The organism is Devosia sp. XK-2 (assembly GCF_037113415.1).
GTDB lineage: Bacteria > Pseudomonadota > Alphaproteobacteria > Rhizobiales > Devosiaceae > Devosia.
This window is the reverse complement of record NZ_CP146608.1, coordinates 986,994-1,006,074: the sequence shown is the minus strand read 5'-3', so window position 1 is coordinate 1,006,074 and position 19,081 is coordinate 986,994. Positions and strand designations below refer to the sequence as shown.

General features: G+C 62.6%; 21 protein-coding genes. 7 read left to right on the top strand and 14 right to left on the bottom strand.

Features of this window, described 5'->3' with window-relative positions; genetic code table 11:
- Window position 1 precedes the first annotated feature (1 nt).
- From V8Z65_RS04845 to V8Z65_RS04795, 11 genes are all read right to left on the bottom strand, one after another.
- Window positions 2-1,015 (bottom strand): acyltransferase, encoded by a 1,014-nt coding sequence (locus V8Z65_RS04845; RefSeq protein WP_338722913.1) that lies wholly within the window; start codon window positions 1,013-1,015, stop codon window positions 2-4.
- 88 nt (window positions 1,016-1,103) lie between these two features.
- A complete protein-coding gene (locus tag V8Z65_RS04840; protein WP_338722911.1) occupies window positions 1,104-1,589 on the bottom strand; it encodes a DUF6456 domain-containing protein in 486 nt (161 codons plus the stop codon).
- On the bottom strand, window positions 1,582-1,941 hold the full coding sequence (locus tag V8Z65_RS04835) for a helix-turn-helix domain-containing protein (protein WP_338722910.1): 360 nt from the start codon (window positions 1,939-1,941) through the stop codon (window positions 1,582-1,584). Before V8Z65_RS04835 ends, V8Z65_RS04840 begins: the two co-directional genes overlap by 8 nt.
- A 270-nt stretch (window positions 1,942-2,211) precedes the next feature.
- Window positions 2,212-2,634, bottom strand: coding sequence for a MucR family transcriptional regulator (locus tag V8Z65_RS04830; RefSeq protein WP_338722909.1), 423 nt, complete (start codon window positions 2,632-2,634; stop codon window positions 2,212-2,214).
- Window positions 2,635-2,760: 126 nt separating this feature from the next.
- The gene (mnhG, locus tag V8Z65_RS04825; protein WP_338722907.1) at window positions 2,761-3,114 is read right to left on the bottom strand and encodes a monovalent cation/H(+) antiporter subunit G; all 354 of its coding nucleotides are present in this window, start codon (window positions 3,112-3,114) and stop codon (window positions 2,761-2,763) included.
- Window positions 3,114-3,422 (bottom strand): monovalent cation/H+ antiporter complex subunit F, encoded by a 309-nt coding sequence (locus V8Z65_RS04820; RefSeq protein WP_338722906.1) that lies wholly within the window; start codon window positions 3,420-3,422, stop codon window positions 3,114-3,116. Before V8Z65_RS04820 ends, mnhG begins: the two co-directional genes overlap by 1 nt.
- A complete protein-coding gene (locus V8Z65_RS04815) occupies window positions 3,419-3,898 on the bottom strand; it encodes a Na+/H+ antiporter subunit E (RefSeq protein WP_338722905.1) in 480 nt (159 codons plus the stop codon). Before V8Z65_RS04815 ends, V8Z65_RS04820 begins: the two co-directional genes overlap by 4 nt.
- Entirely contained in the window at window positions 3,895-5,502 is a 1,608-nt protein-coding gene (locus V8Z65_RS04810; protein WP_338722904.1) for a proton-conducting transporter membrane subunit, read from the bottom strand. Before V8Z65_RS04810 ends, V8Z65_RS04815 begins: the two co-directional genes overlap by 4 nt.
- Window positions 5,503-5,505: 3 nt before the next feature.
- On the bottom strand, window positions 5,506-5,883 hold the full coding sequence (locus V8Z65_RS04805; protein WP_338722903.1) for a Na+/H+ antiporter subunit C: 378 nt from the start codon (window positions 5,881-5,883) through the stop codon (window positions 5,506-5,508).
- Between the two features lie 2 nt (window positions 5,884-5,885).
- Entirely contained in the window at window positions 5,886-6,311 is a 426-nt protein-coding gene (locus V8Z65_RS04800) for an MnhB domain-containing protein (protein WP_338722902.1), read from the bottom strand.
- Window positions 6,308-8,737, bottom strand: a complete 2,430-nt coding sequence (locus V8Z65_RS04795; protein WP_338722901.1) for a putative monovalent cation/H+ antiporter subunit A — start codon at window positions 8,735-8,737, stop codon at window positions 6,308-6,310. Before V8Z65_RS04795 ends, V8Z65_RS04800 begins: the two co-directional genes overlap by 4 nt.
- A 359-nt stretch (window positions 8,738-9,096) precedes the next feature.
- On the opposite strand from V8Z65_RS04795, the gene V8Z65_RS04790 reads away from it, so the two are divergent.
- The 4 genes from V8Z65_RS04790 (at window position 9,097) to V8Z65_RS04775 (ending at window position 14,223) form a co-directional block, all read left to right on the top strand.
- Entirely contained in the window at window positions 9,097-11,178 is a 2,082-nt protein-coding gene (locus V8Z65_RS04790; protein WP_338723952.1) for a S9 family peptidase, read from the top strand.
- Between the two features lie 44 nt (window positions 11,179-11,222).
- Window positions 11,223-12,191: an AraC family transcriptional regulator gene (locus V8Z65_RS04785; protein ID WP_338722899.1), complete on the top strand. Its 969-nt coding sequence runs from the start codon at window positions 11,223-11,225 to the stop codon at window positions 12,189-12,191.
- A 60-nt stretch (window positions 12,192-12,251) separates the two neighbouring features.
- Window positions 12,252-13,466 carry an MFS transporter gene (locus tag V8Z65_RS04780; protein WP_338722897.1) on the top strand — a complete coding sequence of 405 codons (1,215 nt, stop codon included), beginning with the start codon at window positions 12,252-12,254 and terminating at the stop codon, window positions 13,464-13,466.
- Window positions 13,467-13,608: 142 nt separating this feature from the next.
- Window positions 13,609-14,223 (top strand): superoxide dismutase, encoded by a 615-nt coding sequence (locus V8Z65_RS04775; RefSeq protein ID WP_338722895.1) that lies wholly within the window; start codon window positions 13,609-13,611, stop codon window positions 14,221-14,223.
- Window positions 14,224-14,284: 61 nt separating this feature from the next.
- Here the strand turns inward: V8Z65_RS04775 and V8Z65_RS04770 are convergent, their stop codons facing one another.
- Complete coding sequence (locus V8Z65_RS04770; RefSeq protein WP_338722893.1) at window positions 14,285-14,653, bottom strand: YbaN family protein; 369 nt, start codon at window positions 14,651-14,653, stop codon at window positions 14,285-14,287.
- Between the two features lie 203 nt (window positions 14,654-14,856).
- Here V8Z65_RS04770 and V8Z65_RS04765 point away from each other — a divergent pair, with 203 nt between their 5' ends.
- Window positions 14,857-15,408: a response regulator gene (locus V8Z65_RS04765; RefSeq protein ID WP_338722892.1), complete on the top strand. Its 552-nt coding sequence runs from the start codon at window positions 14,857-14,859 to the stop codon at window positions 15,406-15,408.
- 330 nt (window positions 15,409-15,738) lie between these two features.
- Here V8Z65_RS04765 and V8Z65_RS04760 read toward each other — a convergent pair whose 3' ends face one another.
- Complete coding sequence (locus tag V8Z65_RS04760; RefSeq protein ID WP_338722891.1) at window positions 15,739-16,290, bottom strand: hypothetical protein; 552 nt, start codon at window positions 16,288-16,290, stop codon at window positions 15,739-15,741.
- Window positions 16,290-17,798 carry a helicase HerA-like domain-containing protein gene (locus V8Z65_RS04755; protein WP_338722889.1) on the bottom strand — a complete coding sequence of 503 codons (1,509 nt, stop codon included), beginning with the start codon at window positions 17,796-17,798 and terminating at the stop codon, window positions 16,290-16,292. The genes V8Z65_RS04760 and V8Z65_RS04755 overlap by 1 nt, the downstream gene beginning before the upstream one ends.
- 158 nt (window positions 17,799-17,956) lie before the next feature.
- Between V8Z65_RS04755 and V8Z65_RS04750 the strand changes: the two genes are divergently transcribed.
- Both V8Z65_RS04750 and V8Z65_RS04745 read left to right on the top strand, forming a co-directional pair.
- Window positions 17,957-18,367 carry an MbcA/ParS/Xre antitoxin family protein gene (locus tag V8Z65_RS04750; protein WP_338722887.1) on the top strand — a complete coding sequence of 137 codons (411 nt, stop codon included), beginning with the start codon at window positions 17,957-17,959 and terminating at the stop codon, window positions 18,365-18,367.
- Window positions 18,364-19,056: an RES family NAD+ phosphorylase gene (locus V8Z65_RS04745; RefSeq protein WP_338722886.1), complete on the top strand. Its 693-nt coding sequence runs from the start codon at window positions 18,364-18,366 to the stop codon at window positions 19,054-19,056. The genes V8Z65_RS04750 and V8Z65_RS04745 overlap by 4 nt, the downstream gene beginning before the upstream one ends.
- Window positions 19,057-19,081: the final 25 nt, after the last annotated feature.

Here is a 19,081-nt window from a genome sequence, read left to right as displayed (position 1 = left end):
CCTAGGCAAAGCGCCGCAGCCGCTGCATCAGCGGCTTTTCGATCATCGCATAACAGGCCCAGCCCAGCGCCAGTCCACCGGCCATTGCCAAAGCGACCGCAGCCACCACGGCAATGCCGTCGCCGGGCTCGAGCATTTTGAGCACGAGGCCCGCAAAGGCGCCGACGGCGAAGATATGAACCAGATATATCGAATAGGACGCATCCCCCAGGCGCTCGAGCAGGTGCAGGCGGGGCAAATGCGATTCGGTGCCGATAAAGAGCGCGGTGGCTGCCGTGGCGAAGGTCAGGAAGCCAAGAAAGGCGGTTGAGTCCTCGACATGCCCGCGATCGAACCAGAAGCCTTCGATCAGCCCGGCCAGCGCAATGACGGCCAGGGGAATGGCAATGGCCTTGGACATGGTGGCCAGCCGCCCCTCGACATGGGCCAGGCCGAGCCAGGCCCCCGCAACGAAGGCCAGCGGCATATAGCTGGTGTAAAATGCCGGGATCGGACCTTGCGGCTGCAGCCAGAAGCCGATCAGTGACAGCCCGATATAGGCCAGGCTCAACGTGATGACGCGTTGCCGGGCCCGCAGCGCCGCCAGCAGCGCGAAGCTGACATAAAAGAACATCTCATAATTGAGCGTCCAACCCAGCTTGTAGAGCGGGTGCAGGCCGTGGCTCACCGGGTTATAGAAGGGGATGAAGGCCAGCGAGAGCAGTAGTTGCTCGCCATCGAACACAGTGGTCTTGAACAGGCTTGGCACCACCAGGGCCAAAAAAGCGGCGAGCAGGGTAAAGCCCCAATAAAGCGGCACGACACGCAGGACGCGGCGCTTGAGGAAAGCCCCGGCCTCGAACTGCCCCTGTCCGGTCACGGCCACCATGATGAAGCCGGACACGACAAAGAACATGATCACACCCAGCCAGCCCAACCGTCCATAGGCCAGCGTCTGCTCGGCGAGCGGATAGAGCAAGGCATGCGAGGCCAGGACCAGAATGGCCGCCAGTGCCCGCAGCGATTGGATAGACATGATCTTGTTGTTCACGGAAGCGCCTCAAAGGACCTATCGTAAAATATCACAAGGCGCGGGCCGGCCAACATTACCAACGATTACATCGTTAACGCTCCGGCTCGGCGAACATTGCCGGCCTTTCGGGCAGCCAGGTGCGCATGTCCCCCGCGGTCCTGCCTACCGCTGCCGCGTCCAGGCCAAATGCCCGCGCCAATTGCTCCAGCCCAATGCGCAGAACCAGCTTGGCGCTGCGCCGCGGCCAATTGCGCTCTGCCTCGATCTGCTGCAACCCCTTGTCGTAAATACAGACATCGCAGAGCACGCCCCAGCAATCGCGCGGAAGCTGGGCGGCCAGGCGCGACAGATATTGCCTTGCCCCTTCGGCGCCGGCCGCGAGATCGGCCTGCGCATTGCCCGATCCCCGCTCGCCGATCCGGGTGGGGTCATAGGACATGGTGACGCGCTGGCGCAGCCTGGCGCGGGCGAAGCTGCGTGTAATCCGGCGCGCCGCCTCGGCATGGTGCGGGCCCAGAAAGCCGGGTTCTCCGGCAGCGCCGAGCAAGCGGGACACGGCCTCGGGCAGTTCAGACATGGTCCGCCCCCACCAGCGCCTGCAATTGCCGTTCGAGGTCGCTCACTTCCGTGTCGAACCTCACATCGTCGCGCATGTCCTCGATAAGGCCGCAGGCATAAGAGACTGTTGTCCTATCACGACCAAAGGCCTGGCCGACTGCGGTCAGGCTTTCGCCGAGCACCACATGGGCCAGATACATGGCCAGTTGACGGGCTCGGGCCGTTTTGATCCGGCAACGGCTGCCATGAAAAATCAGGTTGCTATGGACATTTGCGTGGCGGGCGACGAGGCTGACCACCAGGGCGACCTCTCCCTTGTCGATGCCGATTGGGAGGAGGGCAGAAGATTGGCCAGTGTGATAATGTTCCATCGTGATGCTCCACCAGATAATAGGATGATATTCCTATATTCTGATCGAAGCCAGCCACCCCGGGGATAAGTCAGTGCGAAAGAACTGGTGGCCTGGAGCGTTTCCAGCAAAAGTGGCAACGGTTTTGCGGTTCGGAAACGCGATAAAACAAGAACCTAGAGCAATTTCAGCGTTTCAACGAATCGGTGAAATGCTGTCGTGCCGGATAAAAGAAAATGGCCGCCCCGAAGGCGGCCATGAGATATGGGCAGAGCGGTCTGAAAGGACCGGTCAGCCGGCCTTGCGGCCCAGACCATTGTCCTTGGCGAGCTTGGAGCGCGTCGCCGAGTAGCTCGGGGCGACCATGGGATAGTCGGCGGGCAGGCCCCACTTCTCACGGTATTCTTCTGGAGACAGGTTATAATGGGTCCGCAGATGACGCTTGAGCGATTTGAACTTCTTGCCGTCTTCCAGACAGATAATGAAGTCATTGGCTACAGATTTGCGGATCGGCACTGCGGGCTTGAGTTCTTCGACTGGCGCCGGAGTCCCGTTGACCTGCAGTGTACGTAGTGCGCCATGAACCTCGGCGATCAGCTTGGGCAGATCGCTCGGGCTAACAGCATTGTGGCTAACATAGGCGGAGACAATCTCCGTGCTGAGCTCAACAAGATCGGCCTCGGCCGTTGCGAACGCGCCGGTATCGTCGTTCATTTCTCAACCTTCCATATTTTACTGGGTAGCAACAAGGGCGGTCACTAACCACTACAGCTTGGTATGGCCCTTTACTGGCCTGCGCAAGCCCTGAAAAGGATACTTAACATGTAATATGGTATAGAATTAAGGCGAAGCACTACTTTCTTTTCTTATGGCCAATTCATCGACCGTCGTTTCATTACAGGGCCGGTAGCCGGTAAGATAACTCGCCCGCGCCAGAAGGTGGGCGGAAACAGGCGTGGTCAGCAGCAAGAACAAAAATCCAATAATCGCGCGAATGGCAATTGCCGCATCTTGGCTCAGCACGGCCACTGCAAGCAGTACCAGCCCACCGCCTACTGCGCCTGCCTTGGAAGCGGCATGCATGCGCGTATAGAGATCGGGCAGACGGACGACACCGATTGTGGCGAGCAATGTAAATGTCGCGCCCAACAGAAGCAGTATGCCGCCAAGATAGAGTTCCCATCCGTTCAGCATTACTTCGCCTCCCCCTTGGCCATCTCGTTCTTGGCGCCGCGCAGCAGAATGTAGCGGGCCAGGGCAACGGTGGCGAGAAAGCCCAGCAAGGCCAGGGCAATGGCAATATCGAGATAGAGCCAGAGGCCGGTGCGAACGGCGATGGCGCCGACGAAGCCCATGGCCACAACGGCCAGCAGGTCGAGCGCCAGCACCCGGTCGGACAGGGATGGGCCGATGACAATCCGGACCAGCGACACCAATAGGGCCACGCCGAGCAGGATGAGCGAGATCAGCGTCGCCCATTCCATGAAAATGGCTGCGCTCATTCGAACACCTCCCGGATTTTCTTTTCGAAACCGTTGGCAATATCGGCGATCATGGCGTCCTTGCCGGCCATGTGCAGCGCATGCACGTAAAGCACCGATTTATCCGCCGCTACGTCGACCGAGAGCGTTCCCGGGGTCAGCGTGATCATATTGGCCAATAGGGTGATTTCGGCGTCGGACTGGACCGTAAGCGGCACGGCGATAATGGCCGGCCGCACTGCATTGGACAGGTCGGGGCGCAGAACGACAAGGGCCACACGCACCGCACTGACGAACAATTCGTACAAAAACAGGAACGCGAGCGAGATGATCCGCCGAATGCGGCGCATCGCGCTGGGCCGGGCGAAAGCCTCGCGCAGAACCAGCACGGCCACGCCGCCGACAATAGCACCAAGGACCAGGTTCAGCCCCGAAAAGCTGCCCGATATTCCGGCCCAGACAAGGGCCAGTATGACGACCAGAAATGCCGCGTTCATGGGTTCACTCCTGCAAGGCCAGTCGCCTCGACATATCGGGCCGGATCAAGGATGTCCCCTGCCCCCACCGCAATATTTTCCAAAAGCGGCCCCGGCCACAAGCCGGCCACGACAATCCCGGCAACCAATAGTCCGGTCGCCCCCAGGGCCAATTGTCCGCGCCGCCCGAATGGTGTCAGCGTCACCGCGCCATGTTCCGATCCATTCCCCTCGGGGCCGGACCGCCAGAATATATGCGCCCATAGGCGCGTCCCGGCGATCAGCGTCAGAACCGCGTTGATCATCAGCGCCAGGACCAGCGCCCAGCCGGTCCATGTCGGGGCGGTTCCCGTCACCCCTTCGGCCAGGCCCGCTTCGAGCAGCAGCAATTTGGGCCAGAAACCGAGGAAGGGCGGCACGCCGGCAGCGGCGAGCACCAGCACCAGAAACAGGATCGAAACCGGCGCATTGGCCGCGTAGAGGCCGCCCATCTTGCGCGTGTCGGTTACCCCGGTCGTTTTCTCCACCAGGCCCGCGACCATATAAAGAGCAGTCATGGTCAGGATGGCATGGAAGATATAAAGCCCCGCCCCGGCAACGCCGTTGAGGCTGGGCATGGCCAGTCCGGCCAATATCGCGCCGATGCCGCCAATCACGACAAAGCCCACGGCCCGGCGCAGATTGGTTTCGGCAATGGCGCCCAGCGGCGCGATCAGCAGCGTGCCGATGGCGATAAGCGCCAGGGCCGGTTCGAGCATTTCACGGCTGGCCGGCAGAACGGCGACCAGCGCCCGCAGCATGGCATAGGCGCCGACCTTGGTCAGCAGCCCCGCAAATAGAGCAGAAATGGCCGCGGGCGGGGTATGATAGGACGCCGGCAACCAGGCATTAACGGGAAAGGCTGCCGCCTTCATGCCGAATGCCAGCAAGAGCAGGGCCGCCACGCCCGCCATGGCCGCCGGGTTTGCGGCCGGCGCGACGCGCATGATGTCCGACATATTGAGCGTGCCCAAAAGCCCATAGAGCAGGCCGAGCGCGAGCAGGAAAAAGGTCGTCGCCAGGAAATTGAGGAAGCCATATTTAACCGCCCCATCGAGCTGCAGCGGCCTGCTGCCCTGCACGATCAGGCCGAACGAGGCGATCAGCATCACCTCGAACCAGACATAGAGATTGAACAGGTCCCCGGTGAGAAACGCGCCCGTCACACCGGCCAGCAGCAGCAGGACCATGGGATGGAAGGCGTCGCGGCCATCGGCATCGGCTCGGTCCATTTCGGCATAGAGCAGAATGATCAGCGTCACTACGGCGGCGGCCAGGGCAAAACTGGCCCCGAAAATATCGGCCGTCAGGCTGATGCCGAAGGGCGGCAGCCAGCGCCCCATGGTCATGCTGACCGGACCATTGGCGACGATCTCGCTCAACAGGACGATTTCGCAGGCGATGATCCCCAGCACGACGATCACCGCGCCAATAAGCGGAATGCCATTGCTGCGGCGGAACATCATCAGCCCGGCGGCGCCCATCAGGGCCAGCGCGATGGGCAGCACAATGACCCAGTCGGCGGCCGGCGTGACCGTTTCGAGCATGGCCTGCGACAGGTCGGTAGCGGGTGCGGAAGTGGCCATGGGTCAGTAGCTCAGCGGCGGGTTGGGCGCATTGTCCGGCTCGGCCAGGCGCATGGTGTCGGTATTGTCGGCATCCAGGCTCTGATAGGCGCGGAACGCCAGGACCAGCAGAAATGCAAACATGGAAAAGCCGATAACGATGGCGGTGAGGATCAGCGCCTGGGGCACCGGATTGGCAATCGGCCCGGCCGGAACCTCAAGCCCATCGGGCACGATGGGCGCTACTTCCCGGGTCAGGCGTCCAGCCGTGAAGATCACCAGCAGCACGCCATTGCCGAAAATGGTCAGCCCGACCAGCATGCGGATCACCGAGCGCGACAGCAGCAGATAGGTGCCCACGGCAATGAACAGGCCCACAAGGGCGGCGAGGATGTAATCCATGGTTAGAGATCCTCCTCGCGGTCGCTTTCCAGCGACAGGGCAATAGCCGACAGGGTACCGAAGACGACGCAATAGACGCCGATATCGAAGAACATGGGGGTCGAGAGCGGAATGATGCTGTTACCGAACTCGACATAGAGCCAGATGCTGGTCATGAACGGGGATTGGGTGAACAGGCTCATCAGGCCCGACAGCCCGGCCAGCACCACGCCAAAGCCGGCAATAGCCATGGGATCGAAATAAAGCGAGCGGCGCACCGCCCGCACGCCGGCGGCCATGCCGAATACAGCAATGGATGCGGCCGCGATCAGTCCGCCGATAAAGCCGCCGCCCGGTTCGTTATGGCCGCGCAGCGTCACATAGACCGAAAAGACCAGCATGATGGCGACGATCAGCGGCGCCAATGTGCGGAAAATGACCGTGTTCATGACGCAGCCTTTCGCGATTTGCGGACCCGCTTGGGCTTGGCCGGCTCGGCGGATGGCGGCACCTGCGCTGTCAGTTTTCTCTGGCGCCGCAGCAGCGCCAGAACGGCCATTCCCGCCCCCATGACCACGGCGATTTCGCCCAATGTATCGAAGCCGCGATAGTCCACCAGGATCACATTGACGATGTTGTGCCCGTGGGCAATGGGCACGCTGGTGGCGGTGAAGAAGTCCGAAAGACGCGTGTCGAGCGTGCCATTGAGCACCAGCATGAGCAGCAGGCTCACGCCCAGCCCGCAGACGATGGCCAGCGTACCGTCGCGGGCCCAGTCTTCAAACGGCCTATGGTCACGCTGGTCGAGCCGCAGCCGCGTCATCACAAAGGTCAGGATGACCACGGAAAGAATTTCCACCATGAGCTGGGTGAAGGCCAGGTCCGGCGCGCCGAACAGCAGGAAGATCAGGGCGACGGCCGTTCCCTGCACTCCCAGCGAGAGAATGGCGATCAGCCGCGAAGGCGCAATCACCACCGCGATCAGGCCCAGCACTGCCAGCGCCAGCACGCCCCATTCATAGGGCTGGAGCGCCGGCACGATCAGCCGCTGGCTCCAGTCGCCCAGTTCGGCCGTGGGCACGAGCCAGTCGAGACCGCCCCAGATCAGCATGGGGCCGAAAAGCGCCACCGCCAGCGCACCGAACACCACCACCAGGTAGAATTCGAGCTGCCCGTGATGCAGGAACCGCGTCACCGCTCCAGAGAAGCGGATCAGGCCAAACATGACGTGATCGAAGACAGTGTCGGCCGTCCAGCCCAGCGCCTTGTCGAACCGGCGCAGCACGGTGCGGATCATATCGGCCTGCCGATAGACCAGCACGCCCAGGCCCCAGGTCGCAGCCGACAGCCAGAACAGCAGGCTTGTTACGTCGAGCGCCAGCGTCAAATGGCTTTCCACCTCGCGCCCCAATATGGCCGTCGATCCCGGCACCAGCACATCATGGCCCAGCCAGTCAGGCAAAATGCCGGCAATAATCCCGCAGGCGCCCAGAACGAGTGGGCCGGCCAGCATGGCGATGGGCGCTTCATGCGGCTTTTTCGGCGTCGCAACCGCTTCGCCCAGGAATGGCCGGATCATGACCAGCATGGCGATACCGGCCAGCATGGCATTGCCTGCCACCAGCACGATGATCACCGCAATGGCAGTCCATTCACCACTCATCAGGCCCAGATACATCTCTTCCTTGGCGAAATAGCCAATGGTCAGGGGCAGGCCGACCATGGACAGCGCCGCCAGCGCCGCGCCGATGAAGGTCGCCGGCATCTTCTCGGCCAGGCCGCTCAGCGCCGTGATTTCGCGCGTGCCCGCCTCGTGGTCGATGGCGCCCGCCACCATGAAGAGCCCGGCCTTGTAAAAAGCGTGGGCGACGAAATAGACCACCATGGCGGCAATAGCGTAGGTGCTGCCCAGGCCGATCAGCAGCACCAGAAGCCCCAGCGAGGCAATGGTGGTCTGCGCCAGGATTTGCTTGAGATCGGTCTGTTTGAGCGCCCCCAGCGATCCCCAGATCAATGTGACACCGCCAAAAATCACCAGCACATTGGTCCAGATATCGGTGCCGCCCAGTGAGGGGGTCATGCGCGCCAATAGATAGACACCGGCCTGCACCATGGTGGCGGAATGCAGGAATGCCGAAACCGGCGTGGGCGCTTCCATGGCATTGGGCAGCCAGAAATGCAGCGGAAACTGCGCCGATTTGGTGAAGGCCGCGCCCAGGAAACAGATCAGCACCAGCACATAGAGATCGCTGCCGCGCAACACCTCGCCCATGGCGCGAACCGCGCTCATGTCCCAGGCGCCGGCCATCTGGTAGACCAGGATCGCCCCCGCCAGCAGGAACATGCCGCCAATATTGGTGATGACCAGCGCCTGAATGGCGCCGCGCCGCGCTGCCTGGCGTGAATGATCAAAGCCGATCAGCAGGAAGGAGGTGACCGAGGTCAGCTCCCAGAACAGGAACAGCGCGAGCAGGCTGTCGGCCAGCACCAGCCCCAGCATGGCGCCCATAAAGGCCAGCATATAGCCCAGAAACCGCCCCTGATGGTGGTGTCCGGCAAGATAGGCTCCGGAATAAAGGATGATCAGCGTGCCGACGCCCGAAATGGTCAGCGCGAAGATCAGGCTCAGGCCATCCACCAGAAAGGAGAGATTGATGCCATAGGCCGGAATCCATTCCATCGCCGTTGCAACGGTGTGGCCGTGAATGACCGTGTCGGCAAAGCCAAGCAGGTAGATGAAGATGCTGGCAGGAACGATGGCCAATATCCAGCCGGCATAGGCGCCTGCGAAGCGGTGGATATAGGGTGCCAGAAGGGCAGCCACGAAGGGCGCAACGGCAGCAAGCCCAATGCCTGCCTCAAGAGACGACCCCAATGCTGCCACTCCTTTCACGCCAAAGGCGATTCAACTGGATTTGGTTTGCGACCTTACCGATTAGGACCCATGGAACAAGCGGAATCGGCCCGGGTGCGACCATAGTGCCACGGCTTTTCAACCAATTGAGAGCCTGATTGGAAATTCGCTGGGGCGAGACAAATGGCGGAATTTTCCAGAACCGGAGCGCAGCGTACATTGGGTACGTGAGCACGGGAAGCGCAGAAAATGCCGTCAGTTGGCCGTCCCAGTAGAATTTCCGGGCAGGCTCTGAGGGGCTGGCAATGCCGTTGCAGGCGGCCTATGTCCTCTCTCAGCTTTCCCGTGGCGGCCTGCCCGCCGATCTGTCCGGAGACATCATGACCAAGGCCAACCCGCCTGTTGCCAAGCGCATCGCCCACAGCCACACGCATCACAATATTACCCGTGACGACCCTTATGCGTGGCTGCGCGCCGATAATTGGCAGGAGGTCATGCAGAAGCCCGACACGCTCGACAAGGACATCCGCGCCTATCTCGAAGCGGAAAACACCTATTATGAGACCCGGTTCGGCCAGCCCACCGCCGCCCTTCAGGACAAGATCTACAAAGAGATACGCGGCCGGATCAAGGAAGACGATAGCGGCGTCCCCTCCCCTCATGGCCCCTGGGCCTATAATACGCGCATGCTCGAGGGCAAGCAGTACCCCTTGATCGTGCGCACGCCGCGCGAAGGGGGCGAGGAGACCGTGCTGCTCGACTGCAATGTCGAGGCGGGCGATGGCTATTTCGGCTTTGCGGGCGCCAGCCACGACCCTTCGCACCGTCTGCTGGCCTGGGCCGCAGACCGGGCCGGCTCGGAATATTACGATATTGTGCTGCGCGACCTGTCCACCGGCAAGGACAGTGCGGAAGTCATTGCCAACACGGCCGGTTCTTATGTCTGGTCCAATGACAGCCGCGCCATTTACTACACCGAATATGACGACAATCACCGCCCCTTCCGCATCCGCCGCCACGATATCGGCACCGATCAGGCGTCCGACCCGATCATCTACGAAGAAAAGGACCCCGGCTTCTTTGTCGGCGTAGGCAAGACGCAGTCGGACAAATTCATCGTCATCGACGCTCACGACCACCAGACCAGCGAAGTCTGGCTGATCGACGCCGCGGCCGGGGGCGAACCGCGCTTGGTGGCGCCGCGCCTTGTCGATCGCGAATATGAAATCGAGGAGCGTGGCGGCCTGCTCTATATCCGCACCAATGCAGACGGCGCCGAGGATTACAAGATTGTCACCGCACCGGCGGACAATCCCGCTGCAGAGAACTGGACCGACCTTGTTCCGCATCGTGAGGGCGTATTGATCCTTGATCTGGCGATCCTCACCAACCACATGCTGCGGCTTGAACGGGAAGACGGGCTGCCGCGCATCGTTTCCCGTGACCTGCGCAGCGGCAAGGAAGAGATTGTCGGGTTCAAGGAAGAGGCCTATTCACTGGGCATGTCGACCGGCTATGAGTTCGACACCTCGGTTTTCCGCCTGACCTATTCCTCGCCCACCACGCCCAGCCAGGTTTTCGACGTCGATCTCGAAACCGGCAAGCGCACGCTGCTCAAGACCCAGGAAGTGCCCTCGGGCCACGATCCGGCCGATTATGAAACGCGGCGTCTGTTTGCCACCGCCCCCGATGGCGAACAGGTGCCGGTGACCCTGCTCTACCGCAAGGGGATCACGCTCGATGGTGCAAACCCGACCCTGCTTTATGGCTATGGCGCCTATGGCATGAGCATGCCGGCGGCCTTTTCCGTCTCGGTGCTCTCGCTGGTGGATCGCGGCTTTGTCTATGCCATTGCCCATATTCGGGGCGGGATGGACAAGGGCTATCGCTGGTACAAGCAGGGCCGGCGCGAGCACAAGACCAATACCTTCACCGATTTCATCGCCGCCGCCGAAATGCTAATCGAGGCCGGCTATACGCAGAAGGGCCGGATCATTGCCAATGGCGGTTCGGCCGGTGGCATGCTGATGGGCGCCATCGCCAATCTCAGGCCCGACCTCTGGGGTGGCATTATCGCCCAGGTTCCGTTCGTGGATGTGCTCAACACCATGCTCGACGACACATTACCCCTCACCCCGCCCGAATGGCCTGAATGGGGCAACCCGATCACCTCGGCTGAGGACTATAATCGCATTGCCGCCTATGCGCCCTATGAAGCGGTCTCGGCCCAGGCCTATCCGCCCATCTTCGCCCTAGCCGGCCTCACCGACCCGCGCGTCACCTATTGGGAGCCGGCCAAATGGGTGGCCAAGCTCAGGGCAACCAAGACCGGCGATGCGCCGCTCTATCTCAAGACCAATATGGGCGCAGGCCATGCCGGCGCTTCGGGCCGCTTCGACCGGCTCAAGGAAACCGCGCAATGCTATGCCTTCGCGCTTGAGATGCTGGGCATGAAAGACTAATCCGCCACCTTGCCGCTCGGACGAATTGTTGATAATTCTCGCGAATGACCGACAATTCGTCCAGATCCGATGATGCGCTGAGTGATGTCCTGCAGGATTTTCGCCTGGCCGGGGTCAGTTATGGGCGGTGCGAATTGCGCCATCCCTGGAGCATCAGCTTTCCGCGGCAGGATTTGCTGCGCTTCCACTTCATCAGCAAAGGCCCTTGCTGGATGTGGGCAGAGGCCGAAGGCTGGCGGTCGCTGGGCATGGGCGATCTGATCCTGCTCCCGCAGGGGATCGAGCATATTCTGGCCGGCGCGCCCGGCCCCTGCGAGGACAGTGTGGCCAAGTGCCAGGTCATCCGTCACGGCGGCAATGTGTGCGAGGTTGTGCAGCCGGGTGAGGGTGAGCAAAGTGTCATCTTCAGCGGCTCGATGGCGCTTGGCGCCTACGCGTTGCATCCACTCATCCGCCTCATGCCTGCTGTCATCAGGGGCTGCGACGTGGCGGCCAACGATCCGGTAGTCACCCCGCTCATCGAAGCCATGGCCAGCGAGGCCAGCGAGGCGAAAATGGGCAGTGCCACCATGCTCTCGCGCATGGCCGATCTATTGACCGCCCGGCTGATCAGATGCTGGGTCAACAAGAACGAGAATGCGACATCGGGTTGGCTGGCAGCCATACGCGATCCGCAAATTGGCCGCGTCCTGGCTGCCATGCACCGCGATCCCGGCCAGCATTGGACCCTCGACACGCTCGCCGAGCTGGCGGGCCAGTCGCGATCCGCTTTCGCCGAAAGGTTCAGCACCATTCTGGGCGAAGGCGCGGCGCGTTACCTGGCACGATTGCGCATGCAATTGGCGCAGGAATGGCTTGCCCAGCATGGCATGGCGGTTGCCGATGTCGCCGACAGGCTGGGCTACGAATCCGAGGCCAGTTTTTCGAGGGCCTTCAAGCGCATAACCAATCATTCGCCCGGTGCGGTCCGGCGGGCTAAGCCTGGACGAATTGATATGGAATTTGGATTTTAGGCCACATATCGTCCAGACGCACATCGTTATGAATGTCTCCCCATTCATGGAGACTCATTGATGAGCGATACTTCCCTTCCCTTTGAGGATGAGACCAATTCCGCCCTGGGCCAGGGCGTAAAGCAGTCCAGTTGGGCGGCCAGGACCTGGATGGCCATGCTGGCCATGCTGGTCACCAGCTTCTCGCTGGTTTCGGCGGAGTTTCTGCCTGCCGGCCTGTTGACCCCGATGGCGCGCGATCTGGGTATCACCGAAGGCACGGCGGGCCAGGTCGTCACCGCCACTGCGCTGGTTGGCGCCTTTTCTGCGCTGTTCAGCAATGTGTTGATCGGCCGGCTTGACCGGAAGCTGGTGATGGTTGGCCTCAGCGCCCTGGCCATTGCCTCCAATCTGCTGGCGGCTTTCGCCACCGATTTCTGGCTGCTGCTCGTGGCGCGGGCGGGCCTGGGCATTGCGCTTAGCGCATTCTGGGCGCTTTCGGTGGCCGTGGTGGCGCGTCTTGTCGGCACCGGCGCCATCGGCCGGGGCATGGCCATGGTCAGCCTCGGTGTATCCCTGGCGACCATCGCCGCCCCTTCCATGGGCGCCTTGGTGGGTGACTGGTTCGGCTGGCGCTTTGCCATGGTCATTACCGCCGCTCTCTCCGGCCTGGCCCTGCTGCTGCAACTGGCCAGCCTGCCCAACCTGCCCTCAGCGCAGGGAAACAGCGTGGCCGACGTGTTCCGCCTGCTCAAGCGCCCCGGCATCCGCATGGGTATGCTGGCCATCATCCTGCTCGTTGGCGGGCATATGACCGGCTCGGTCTATGTGCGGCCCTTCCTCGAACAGATCACGGGTCTCACGACCAACGAGATTGCCATGGTGCTGGGCGGGTTCGGCGTCGCGGCGGTCTTCGGCACTGTGGCGGGCGGACGGCTGGCCGATGTGAATGCGTCCTGGGCCGTGGCGGTCACGGGCGCCATCCTGGCATTGTCCGCCCTGGCGCTGGTGCTTCTCGGCTCGGGCATGGTTGCGGCCTTTGCCTTCTCCGCGCTTTGGGGCTTTGCCTTCGGCATGGCGCCGGTGGCGCTTCAGGCCAATCTCTCGCGTTCGGCGCCCGACGCGCTGGAGACTTCGGGCAGCCTGATGGTGGTGTCCTTCCAGGCGGCCATTATGAGCGGCGCCATCCTCGGCGGCTTCATCGTGGACAATTATTCGGCCCTGACCAATCTCATGGTGACGGCCGTACTGGCAGCCCTGGTGGCGGCTCTCGCACTGATGCCGCGCAAGGCCTGACGCTTTGGCCCGCTCCTGCCGGCCGGGTCCGGGCAGGTGCGGGCGCGTCGGAACAATCCCAAGCAAGTGATTGTTGTGTCATCGCGTTCGGCCTATACCAGTGGCCGAACTTTTCCAGCGTCTATTCCAGATGGAGGCCATAATGACCACCAAGTTCACACTGCCCGAGCTGCCCTATGCCTACGATGCCCTGGCACCCTATATGTCAGCCGAAACCCTAGAGTTCCACCACGACAAGCACCACCAGGCCTATGTCACCAACGGCGAAAAGCTGCTGGAAGGCTCGGGGCTGGAAATCCTGCCGCTGGAAGACATCGTCAAGGAGAGCTATGGCAAGAATGCGGGCCTGTTCAACAATGCCGGCCAGCATTACAACCATGTGCATTTCTGGAACTGGATGAAGCCCAGTGGCGGCGGCTCGGCCCTGCCCGGCAAGCTGGCGGCCAAGATCGAGGAAGATCTGGGTGGCTTTGACAAGTTCCGCGCCGATTTCATCGCCGCCGGCACCACCCAGTTCGGCTCGGGCTGGGCCTGGCTGAGCTTCAATCACAAGGCCGGCAAGCTCGAAGTCACCAAGACCCCCAATGGCGAATCGCCGCTGGTCCATGGCGGCATTCCGCTTCTGGGCGTGGATGTGTGGGAACACTCCTATTACATCGACTACCGCAATGCGCGCCCGAAATATCTCGAAGCCTGGTTCGACAGTCTGGTGAACTGGGAGCATGTCGAAAAGCTGTTCGAAGAGGCAACTGCCTGATCCGGCATTGCCCTTTTGCGACAAACGGCGGGAGCGATCCCGCCGTTTTTCTTTTGTCGGGTCACTTGCCCCGTTTCGTCTCCGGACGCGAAATAATATAGCCCGCGCTCCCGCCCAGAATGGCGGCTCCGGTAAGCCATAGCCAATAGCCGGGCCTGGCGCCGATCCAGAAAAACACCACGCCCACCGCAATGCCGCAGCAGGCCAGCAGCTTGGCGCGGCGCGGAATGGCGCCATTCGTCCGCCAGGCCCGGAGCAAGGGGCCGAATCTGGGGTGGTCGAGCAGCCAGCTTTCCAGGCGCGGCGAGGAGCGGGCGAAGAACCAGGCAGCCAGGATCAACAGAGGTGTTGTCGGCACCAGCGGCAGGAAGGCGCCGGCAATGCCGAGCGCCGCCGAGGCCAGCCCAAATACCAGATAGATATGTCTCATGCCCGGTCCCCGGCCCTGCCCAAAACGGTCACCGCTATCAACCAGACCCAGCCCGCCCGGGCAACCGGCACACTGCCGCAGCCCTCCGGCACGGCCCGTCCCCGTTCACCCTGCTCACGATCTCTTTTTGAGAAGTGGAACCACACCCTTCAATCCGCCATTGAGCCATGTTAACGAAGCTTTAACGATAAGAAGGGGGCGTCGTGACCACAACGGGCAAGACCATTGCCATTCTGGCCGCAAATCCGGCTCTCAGCGCCGTTCTGACCATGGTGCTGGCGGGCGACTCACGCCTGCGCGTCCGGCCCTTCGACAGCGAAGCGGGCCTGTTTGCCTATATGCGCATTGCCCCGCTCGACATGCTGGTGGTCGATTTCGACCGCGAGGGCCGCCCGGCCTATGAAATGGTCGAGGCCATTCGCCTCGATCCCGCCTTCGTCTCGCGCGACCTGCCGGTCGTCGCCATGACCCGCGCCATCACCCCGCCCATGCGCCAGCAGGCCATCAGTGCGGGTATCGACGAAGTGCTGATCAAGCCCATGTCCCCACGCCATTTGCTGCAGCGGGTGCAGGCGCGCCTGCTCAACCGCAGTGTGGTGGGCGCCCTTGGCTTTGGTTATCGCGGTCCCGAGCGGCGCAATCGCGTGCCCATGCGGACGCCTGAGCCGCATCCCGCGCGCCGTTATACCGACAATGTCGTGCCGCTCTTTCCCGATCGCCGCGCCGCGCGCCCCGATCAGGGCCCGTCGAACTAAGCCCCGACACAGACCACCCCCACCCTCATTCCCCCCTATCAAGGGGAGGGCGGCGCAGGGAAAGGGGCCAGTGTTCATCGATCTCCCTCCCCCTTGTGGGGAGGGTAGCGAAGCTGGCCGCAGGCTTTAGCGAAGCTAGGGTGGGGGAAATGGCGGCCTATCCCCTGGACTCCATCAATCTCTGACGGGGCCCCTCCCCTCCCCCTTGAGGGGAGGGGAGGGGGGTGGGGGTCCATCGGTGACCCACAAAACCACCCCCACCCTCGATCCCTCCCCTCAAGGGGGAGGGAGGCGCAGGAACCGCCGATTCCGACCCAATCCGGAACGCCGCTAGCGCGCCTGTTCGCTCACCCAGGCCACCTTGTTCCAGAGATCCTCGACATTGTCGGTAAACTGGACATTCTTGTCATAGCCCGAAACCGAGGCGGCCAGCACATCGGTGGCAAAGCCGCGCAGCACCTCGAAAGCCCGGTGGCGGTTGAGCATGACGACCGGCCGCACCGGGCCCGATGCCCAAGTGCCGAACAATGCCGATATCGAGGCCAGCGATCCGGGCAGCGCCACAAAGACCGAGGCGGCATTGGCCAGATAGGCCAGACGCTCCGCGCGTTCGGGCAGCACGGTGATGGGCAGGCCATCGAGCGCCTGCGGCAGCACGATACTCGCATCGGCCACCACGTCCACGCTGCCCCCGGCGGTCCGCGCCGCGGTGATCAGCGGCACGGGCAGCGCGCCACCTTCCGCCAGGCACAGCATGCGCGCGCCTTTGCGGGCGAACATGCGGCCGGCCTCACCCATCAGGCTGGCGCGTTCGGGATCGCCATGCCCCTTGTCGGAGGCGAAAATGGCAATGGTCAGGCCGGTCTTGCTCGGAACCGCCATCAGCGCCGCCCCTTCAGGCCGCCCAGAATACCGCGCACCAGTTCACGCCCCAGCGTATTGGCCACGGTGCGGGCAAAGGAGGTCATCGCCGCCTCTGTGGGCGATTGGCGGGTACTGCGGCGCGGCGTGCTGGCCTTTTCGGCACGCGCCTGTTCCCGGGCCAGTTTTTCAGCCTCCTCGCGCTTCTGCTCTTCGAAAGCGGCGCGCTCTTCGGCCAATTGTTTGTCCCGTGCCCGCTTGTGCAGCACTTCAAAGGCCGATTCGCGGTCCAGCACCGTGTCGTAAAGTCCGCCAACGGGCGAATTGGCCAAGGTCGCATCCCGCTCGGCTGGGGAGATTGGCCCCACCTGGGCCGAGGGTGGCCGGATAAAGGTGCGCCCCACCATGGAGGGTACGCCCTTCTCCTCCAGCACCGACACCAGCGCCTCGCCGATCCCGAGCTGGGTGATCACCTCTTCGGTGGAAAAGGCCGGATTGGGCCGGAAGGTCTCGGCCGCCACCCGCACCGCCTTCTGCTCGCGCGGCGTATAGGCGCGCAAGGCGTGCTGCACACGATTGGCGAGCTGGGACAACACACTTTCGGGAATATCGACCGGGTTCTGGGTGACGAAATAGACGCCGACGCCTTTGGACCGGATCAGCTTGACCACCTGTTCCACCTTGTCGATCAGCGCCTTTGGTGCGTCGTCGAACAGCAGATGCGCCTCGTCGAAAAAGAACACCAGCCTGGGTTTGTCCGGGTCGCCCACTTCGGGCAGTTCCTCGAACAGCTCCGAGAGCAGCCAGAGCAGAAACGTCGCGTAAAGCCGCGGCGCCTGCATCAGTTGGTCTGCCGCCAGGATCGAGACCACACCGCGCCCATCGGCATCGGTGCGCATCAGATCGGCAATGGCCAGGGCCCGTTCGCCGAAGAAATTGTCGGCGCCCTGCTGTTCCAGCACCAGCAGCGCGCGCTGGATAGCGCCGATCGAGGCCGTGGTCACATTGCCAAAGCGCGCCGAGACTTCCCTGGCCCGCTCCTGGATATCCACCAGCAGGGCGCGCAAATCCTTAAGGTCGAGCAGCAGCAGCCCTTCCTCGTCAGCGACGCGGAAGGCGATGTTGAGCACGCCTTCCTGGGTGTCGTTGAGATCGAGAATGCGGCTCAGCAGCACCGGCCCCATTTCCGAAATCGTGGCCCGTACCGGATGGCCCTGGCGGCCGAACAGGTCCCAGAAGATCACCGGAAAAACATCGTCGGCAAAGTCGGTAAAGCCGATATCCTCGGCGCGTTTGGTCTGCCAGCCCTGCGCCCGGCCCATTTTGGACACGCCGGACAGGTCACCCTTGATATCGGCCGCAAAGACCGGCACGCCTGCGGCGGAAAAACCTTCCGCCAGCACTTGCAGGCTCACTGTCTTGCCGGTGCCCGTGGCCCCGGTAATCAGCCCATGGCGATTGGCATATTTGAGCTTGAGATATTCCGGCTTGTCGCTCACGCCCAGAAAAATGCTGCCGTCCACGAGCATATAGCGTCACCTTTGCTGTTGTCGCTTCCGGTTATAGCCGGGTGCGCGGCGCCGGAACAAGCGAAGTGGCCCACTTGCCTGTGCTTTGCGGCGCCCGCGCATGTCGATCTTGCCATTTGGCACAAATTGTCCTAATTATTGCCAATAGGAGAGTTGTAATGCTGCAAGAGCTACCGCGTACCGAGGCGCTACCCGACAATGCCATGCTCACGCAGGCGGAAGTGTCGGCCATGGCCCGCGCCGTGGTGCGCCTGTTTGAAAATTGGGGTCTGACCGATGCGGAGGCCCGCGATATTCTGGGGGGCCTGGCCGCGCGGACCTTTGCGCGCTGGAAGGCGGGAGAGCCGGGCCGCATCGATCGCGATCTGGCGACGCGCCTGTCCCTGCTCATGGGCATTCACAAGGGTCTGCGTTATCTCTTCGCGGATCGGACACGCGGCTATGCCTGGGTCAAAAAGCCGAACCAGCATTTCGACGGCCGCACACCGGCGGATATCATGGCCGAAGGCAGCATTTTCGCGCTGGCCCGGGTCCGGAGCTATCTCGATGCCGAGCGTGGTGGCTGGTGACTGATGCACCGCCGCTGGCGCGGGTCGTCTGGCCCAAGGCCTATCGCCTGATCCGCTCGATCCACCCGCCTATCGACCTGTTTGAAGACATTGCCGATCCCCGCGATTGGGAGGCCCTGGCCTCGGCCGAGTCCAAGACCAATCCGCGGCTCTGGGAACATCTGGGCCATCTCGATCTCGTGCCGCCCGAGCGGCGGGTCAATGGTCCCGGCGCCAGCTATCTCATGGCTCCTTTTGTCCATGTCAGCCGCGACCGCCCCGGCCGGTTCACCGATGGCAGCTATGGCGTCTATAGCGCCGGTAATGCCGAAGAAGTCGCCATTCGCGAAGTCGCCCATCACCATGGGCGTGCCATGGCGGCCAGCGATGAGGAGCCGGGCTGGACCTCGCAATTCCGCATGCTGGTCAACCGGCTTGATCTCGACCTGCACGATGTAAGGGGGATCGACGCCATCCATGTCCCCGACGATTATCGCGCCTCGCAGGCGCTGGGCCGGCAGCTTCGGCAAAATGGCAGCAATGGCCTTGTCTATCGCAGCGTGCGCAGCCCCGGCGGAGAATGCGCCGCCATCTTCTGGCCCGACCTCATGCCCGCACCGGTGCAAGCCGACCATTTCGACTATCACTGGGACGGCAAAAGGGTCGACCGCATCCGCAATTGCGCGACGGGCGCGATTTTTGGGCTTTGAGGCATTTGCGCCGGGCGCCTCGCCT

What these genes read in the sequence shown, in the direction of transcription:
- V8Z65_RS04770 (WP_338722893.1), bottom strand. Translation starts at nt 14,653, where the DNA reads ATGAGACATATCTATCTGGTATTTGGGCTGGCCTCGGCGGCGCTCGGC.
- mnhG (WP_338722907.1), bottom strand. Translation starts at nt 3,114, where the DNA reads ATGCTGAACGGATGGGAACTCTATCTTGGCGGCATACTGCTTCTGTTG.
- V8Z65_RS04785 (WP_338722899.1), top strand. Translation starts at nt 11,223, where the DNA reads ATGACCGACAATTCGTCCAGATCCGATGATGCGCTGAGTGATGTCCTG.
- V8Z65_RS04780 (WP_338722897.1), top strand. Translation starts at nt 12,252, where the DNA reads ATGAGCGATACTTCCCTTCCCTTTGAGGATGAGACCAATTCCGCCCTG.
- V8Z65_RS04845 (WP_338722913.1), bottom strand. Translation starts at nt 1,015, where the DNA reads ATGTCTATCCAATCGCTGCGGGCACTGGCGGCCATTCTGGTCCTGGCC.
- V8Z65_RS04790 (WP_338723952.1), top strand. Translation starts at nt 9,097, where the DNA reads ATGACCAAGGCCAACCCGCCTGTTGCCAAGCGCATCGCCCACAGCCAC.
- V8Z65_RS04835 (WP_338722910.1), bottom strand. Translation starts at nt 1,941, where the DNA reads ATGGAACATTATCACACTGGCCAATCTTCTGCCCTCCTCCCAATCGGC.
- V8Z65_RS04815 (WP_338722905.1), bottom strand. Translation starts at nt 3,898, where the DNA reads ATGAACGCGGCATTTCTGGTCGTCATACTGGCCCTTGTCTGGGCCGGA.
- V8Z65_RS04750 (WP_338722887.1), top strand. Translation starts at nt 17,957, where the DNA reads ATGCTGCAAGAGCTACCGCGTACCGAGGCGCTACCCGACAATGCCATG.
- V8Z65_RS04805 (WP_338722903.1), bottom strand. Translation starts at nt 5,883, where the DNA reads ATGGATTACATCCTCGCCGCCCTTGTGGGCCTGTTCATTGCCGTGGGC.
- V8Z65_RS04800 (WP_338722902.1), bottom strand. Translation starts at nt 6,311, where the DNA reads ATGAACACGGTCATTTTCCGCACATTGGCGCCGCTGATCGTCGCCATC.
- V8Z65_RS04810 (WP_338722904.1), bottom strand. Translation starts at nt 5,502, where the DNA reads ATGGCCACTTCCGCACCCGCTACCGACCTGTCGCAGGCCATGCTCGAA.
- V8Z65_RS04820 (WP_338722906.1), bottom strand. Translation starts at nt 3,422, where the DNA reads ATGAGCGCAGCCATTTTCATGGAATGGGCGACGCTGATCTCGCTCATC.
- V8Z65_RS04830 (WP_338722909.1), bottom strand. Translation starts at nt 2,634, where the DNA reads ATGAACGACGATACCGGCGCGTTCGCAACGGCCGAGGCCGATCTTGTT.
- V8Z65_RS04760 (WP_338722891.1), bottom strand. Translation starts at nt 16,290, where the DNA reads ATGGCGGTTCCGAGCAAGACCGGCCTGACCATTGCCATTTTCGCCTCC.
- V8Z65_RS04755 (WP_338722889.1), bottom strand. Translation starts at nt 17,798, where the DNA reads ATGCTCGTGGACGGCAGCATTTTTCTGGGCGTGAGCGACAAGCCGGAA.
- V8Z65_RS04840 (WP_338722911.1), bottom strand. Translation starts at nt 1,589, where the DNA reads ATGTCTGAACTGCCCGAGGCCGTGTCCCGCTTGCTCGGCGCTGCCGGA.
- V8Z65_RS04775 (WP_338722895.1), top strand. Translation starts at nt 13,609, where the DNA reads ATGACCACCAAGTTCACACTGCCCGAGCTGCCCTATGCCTACGATGCC.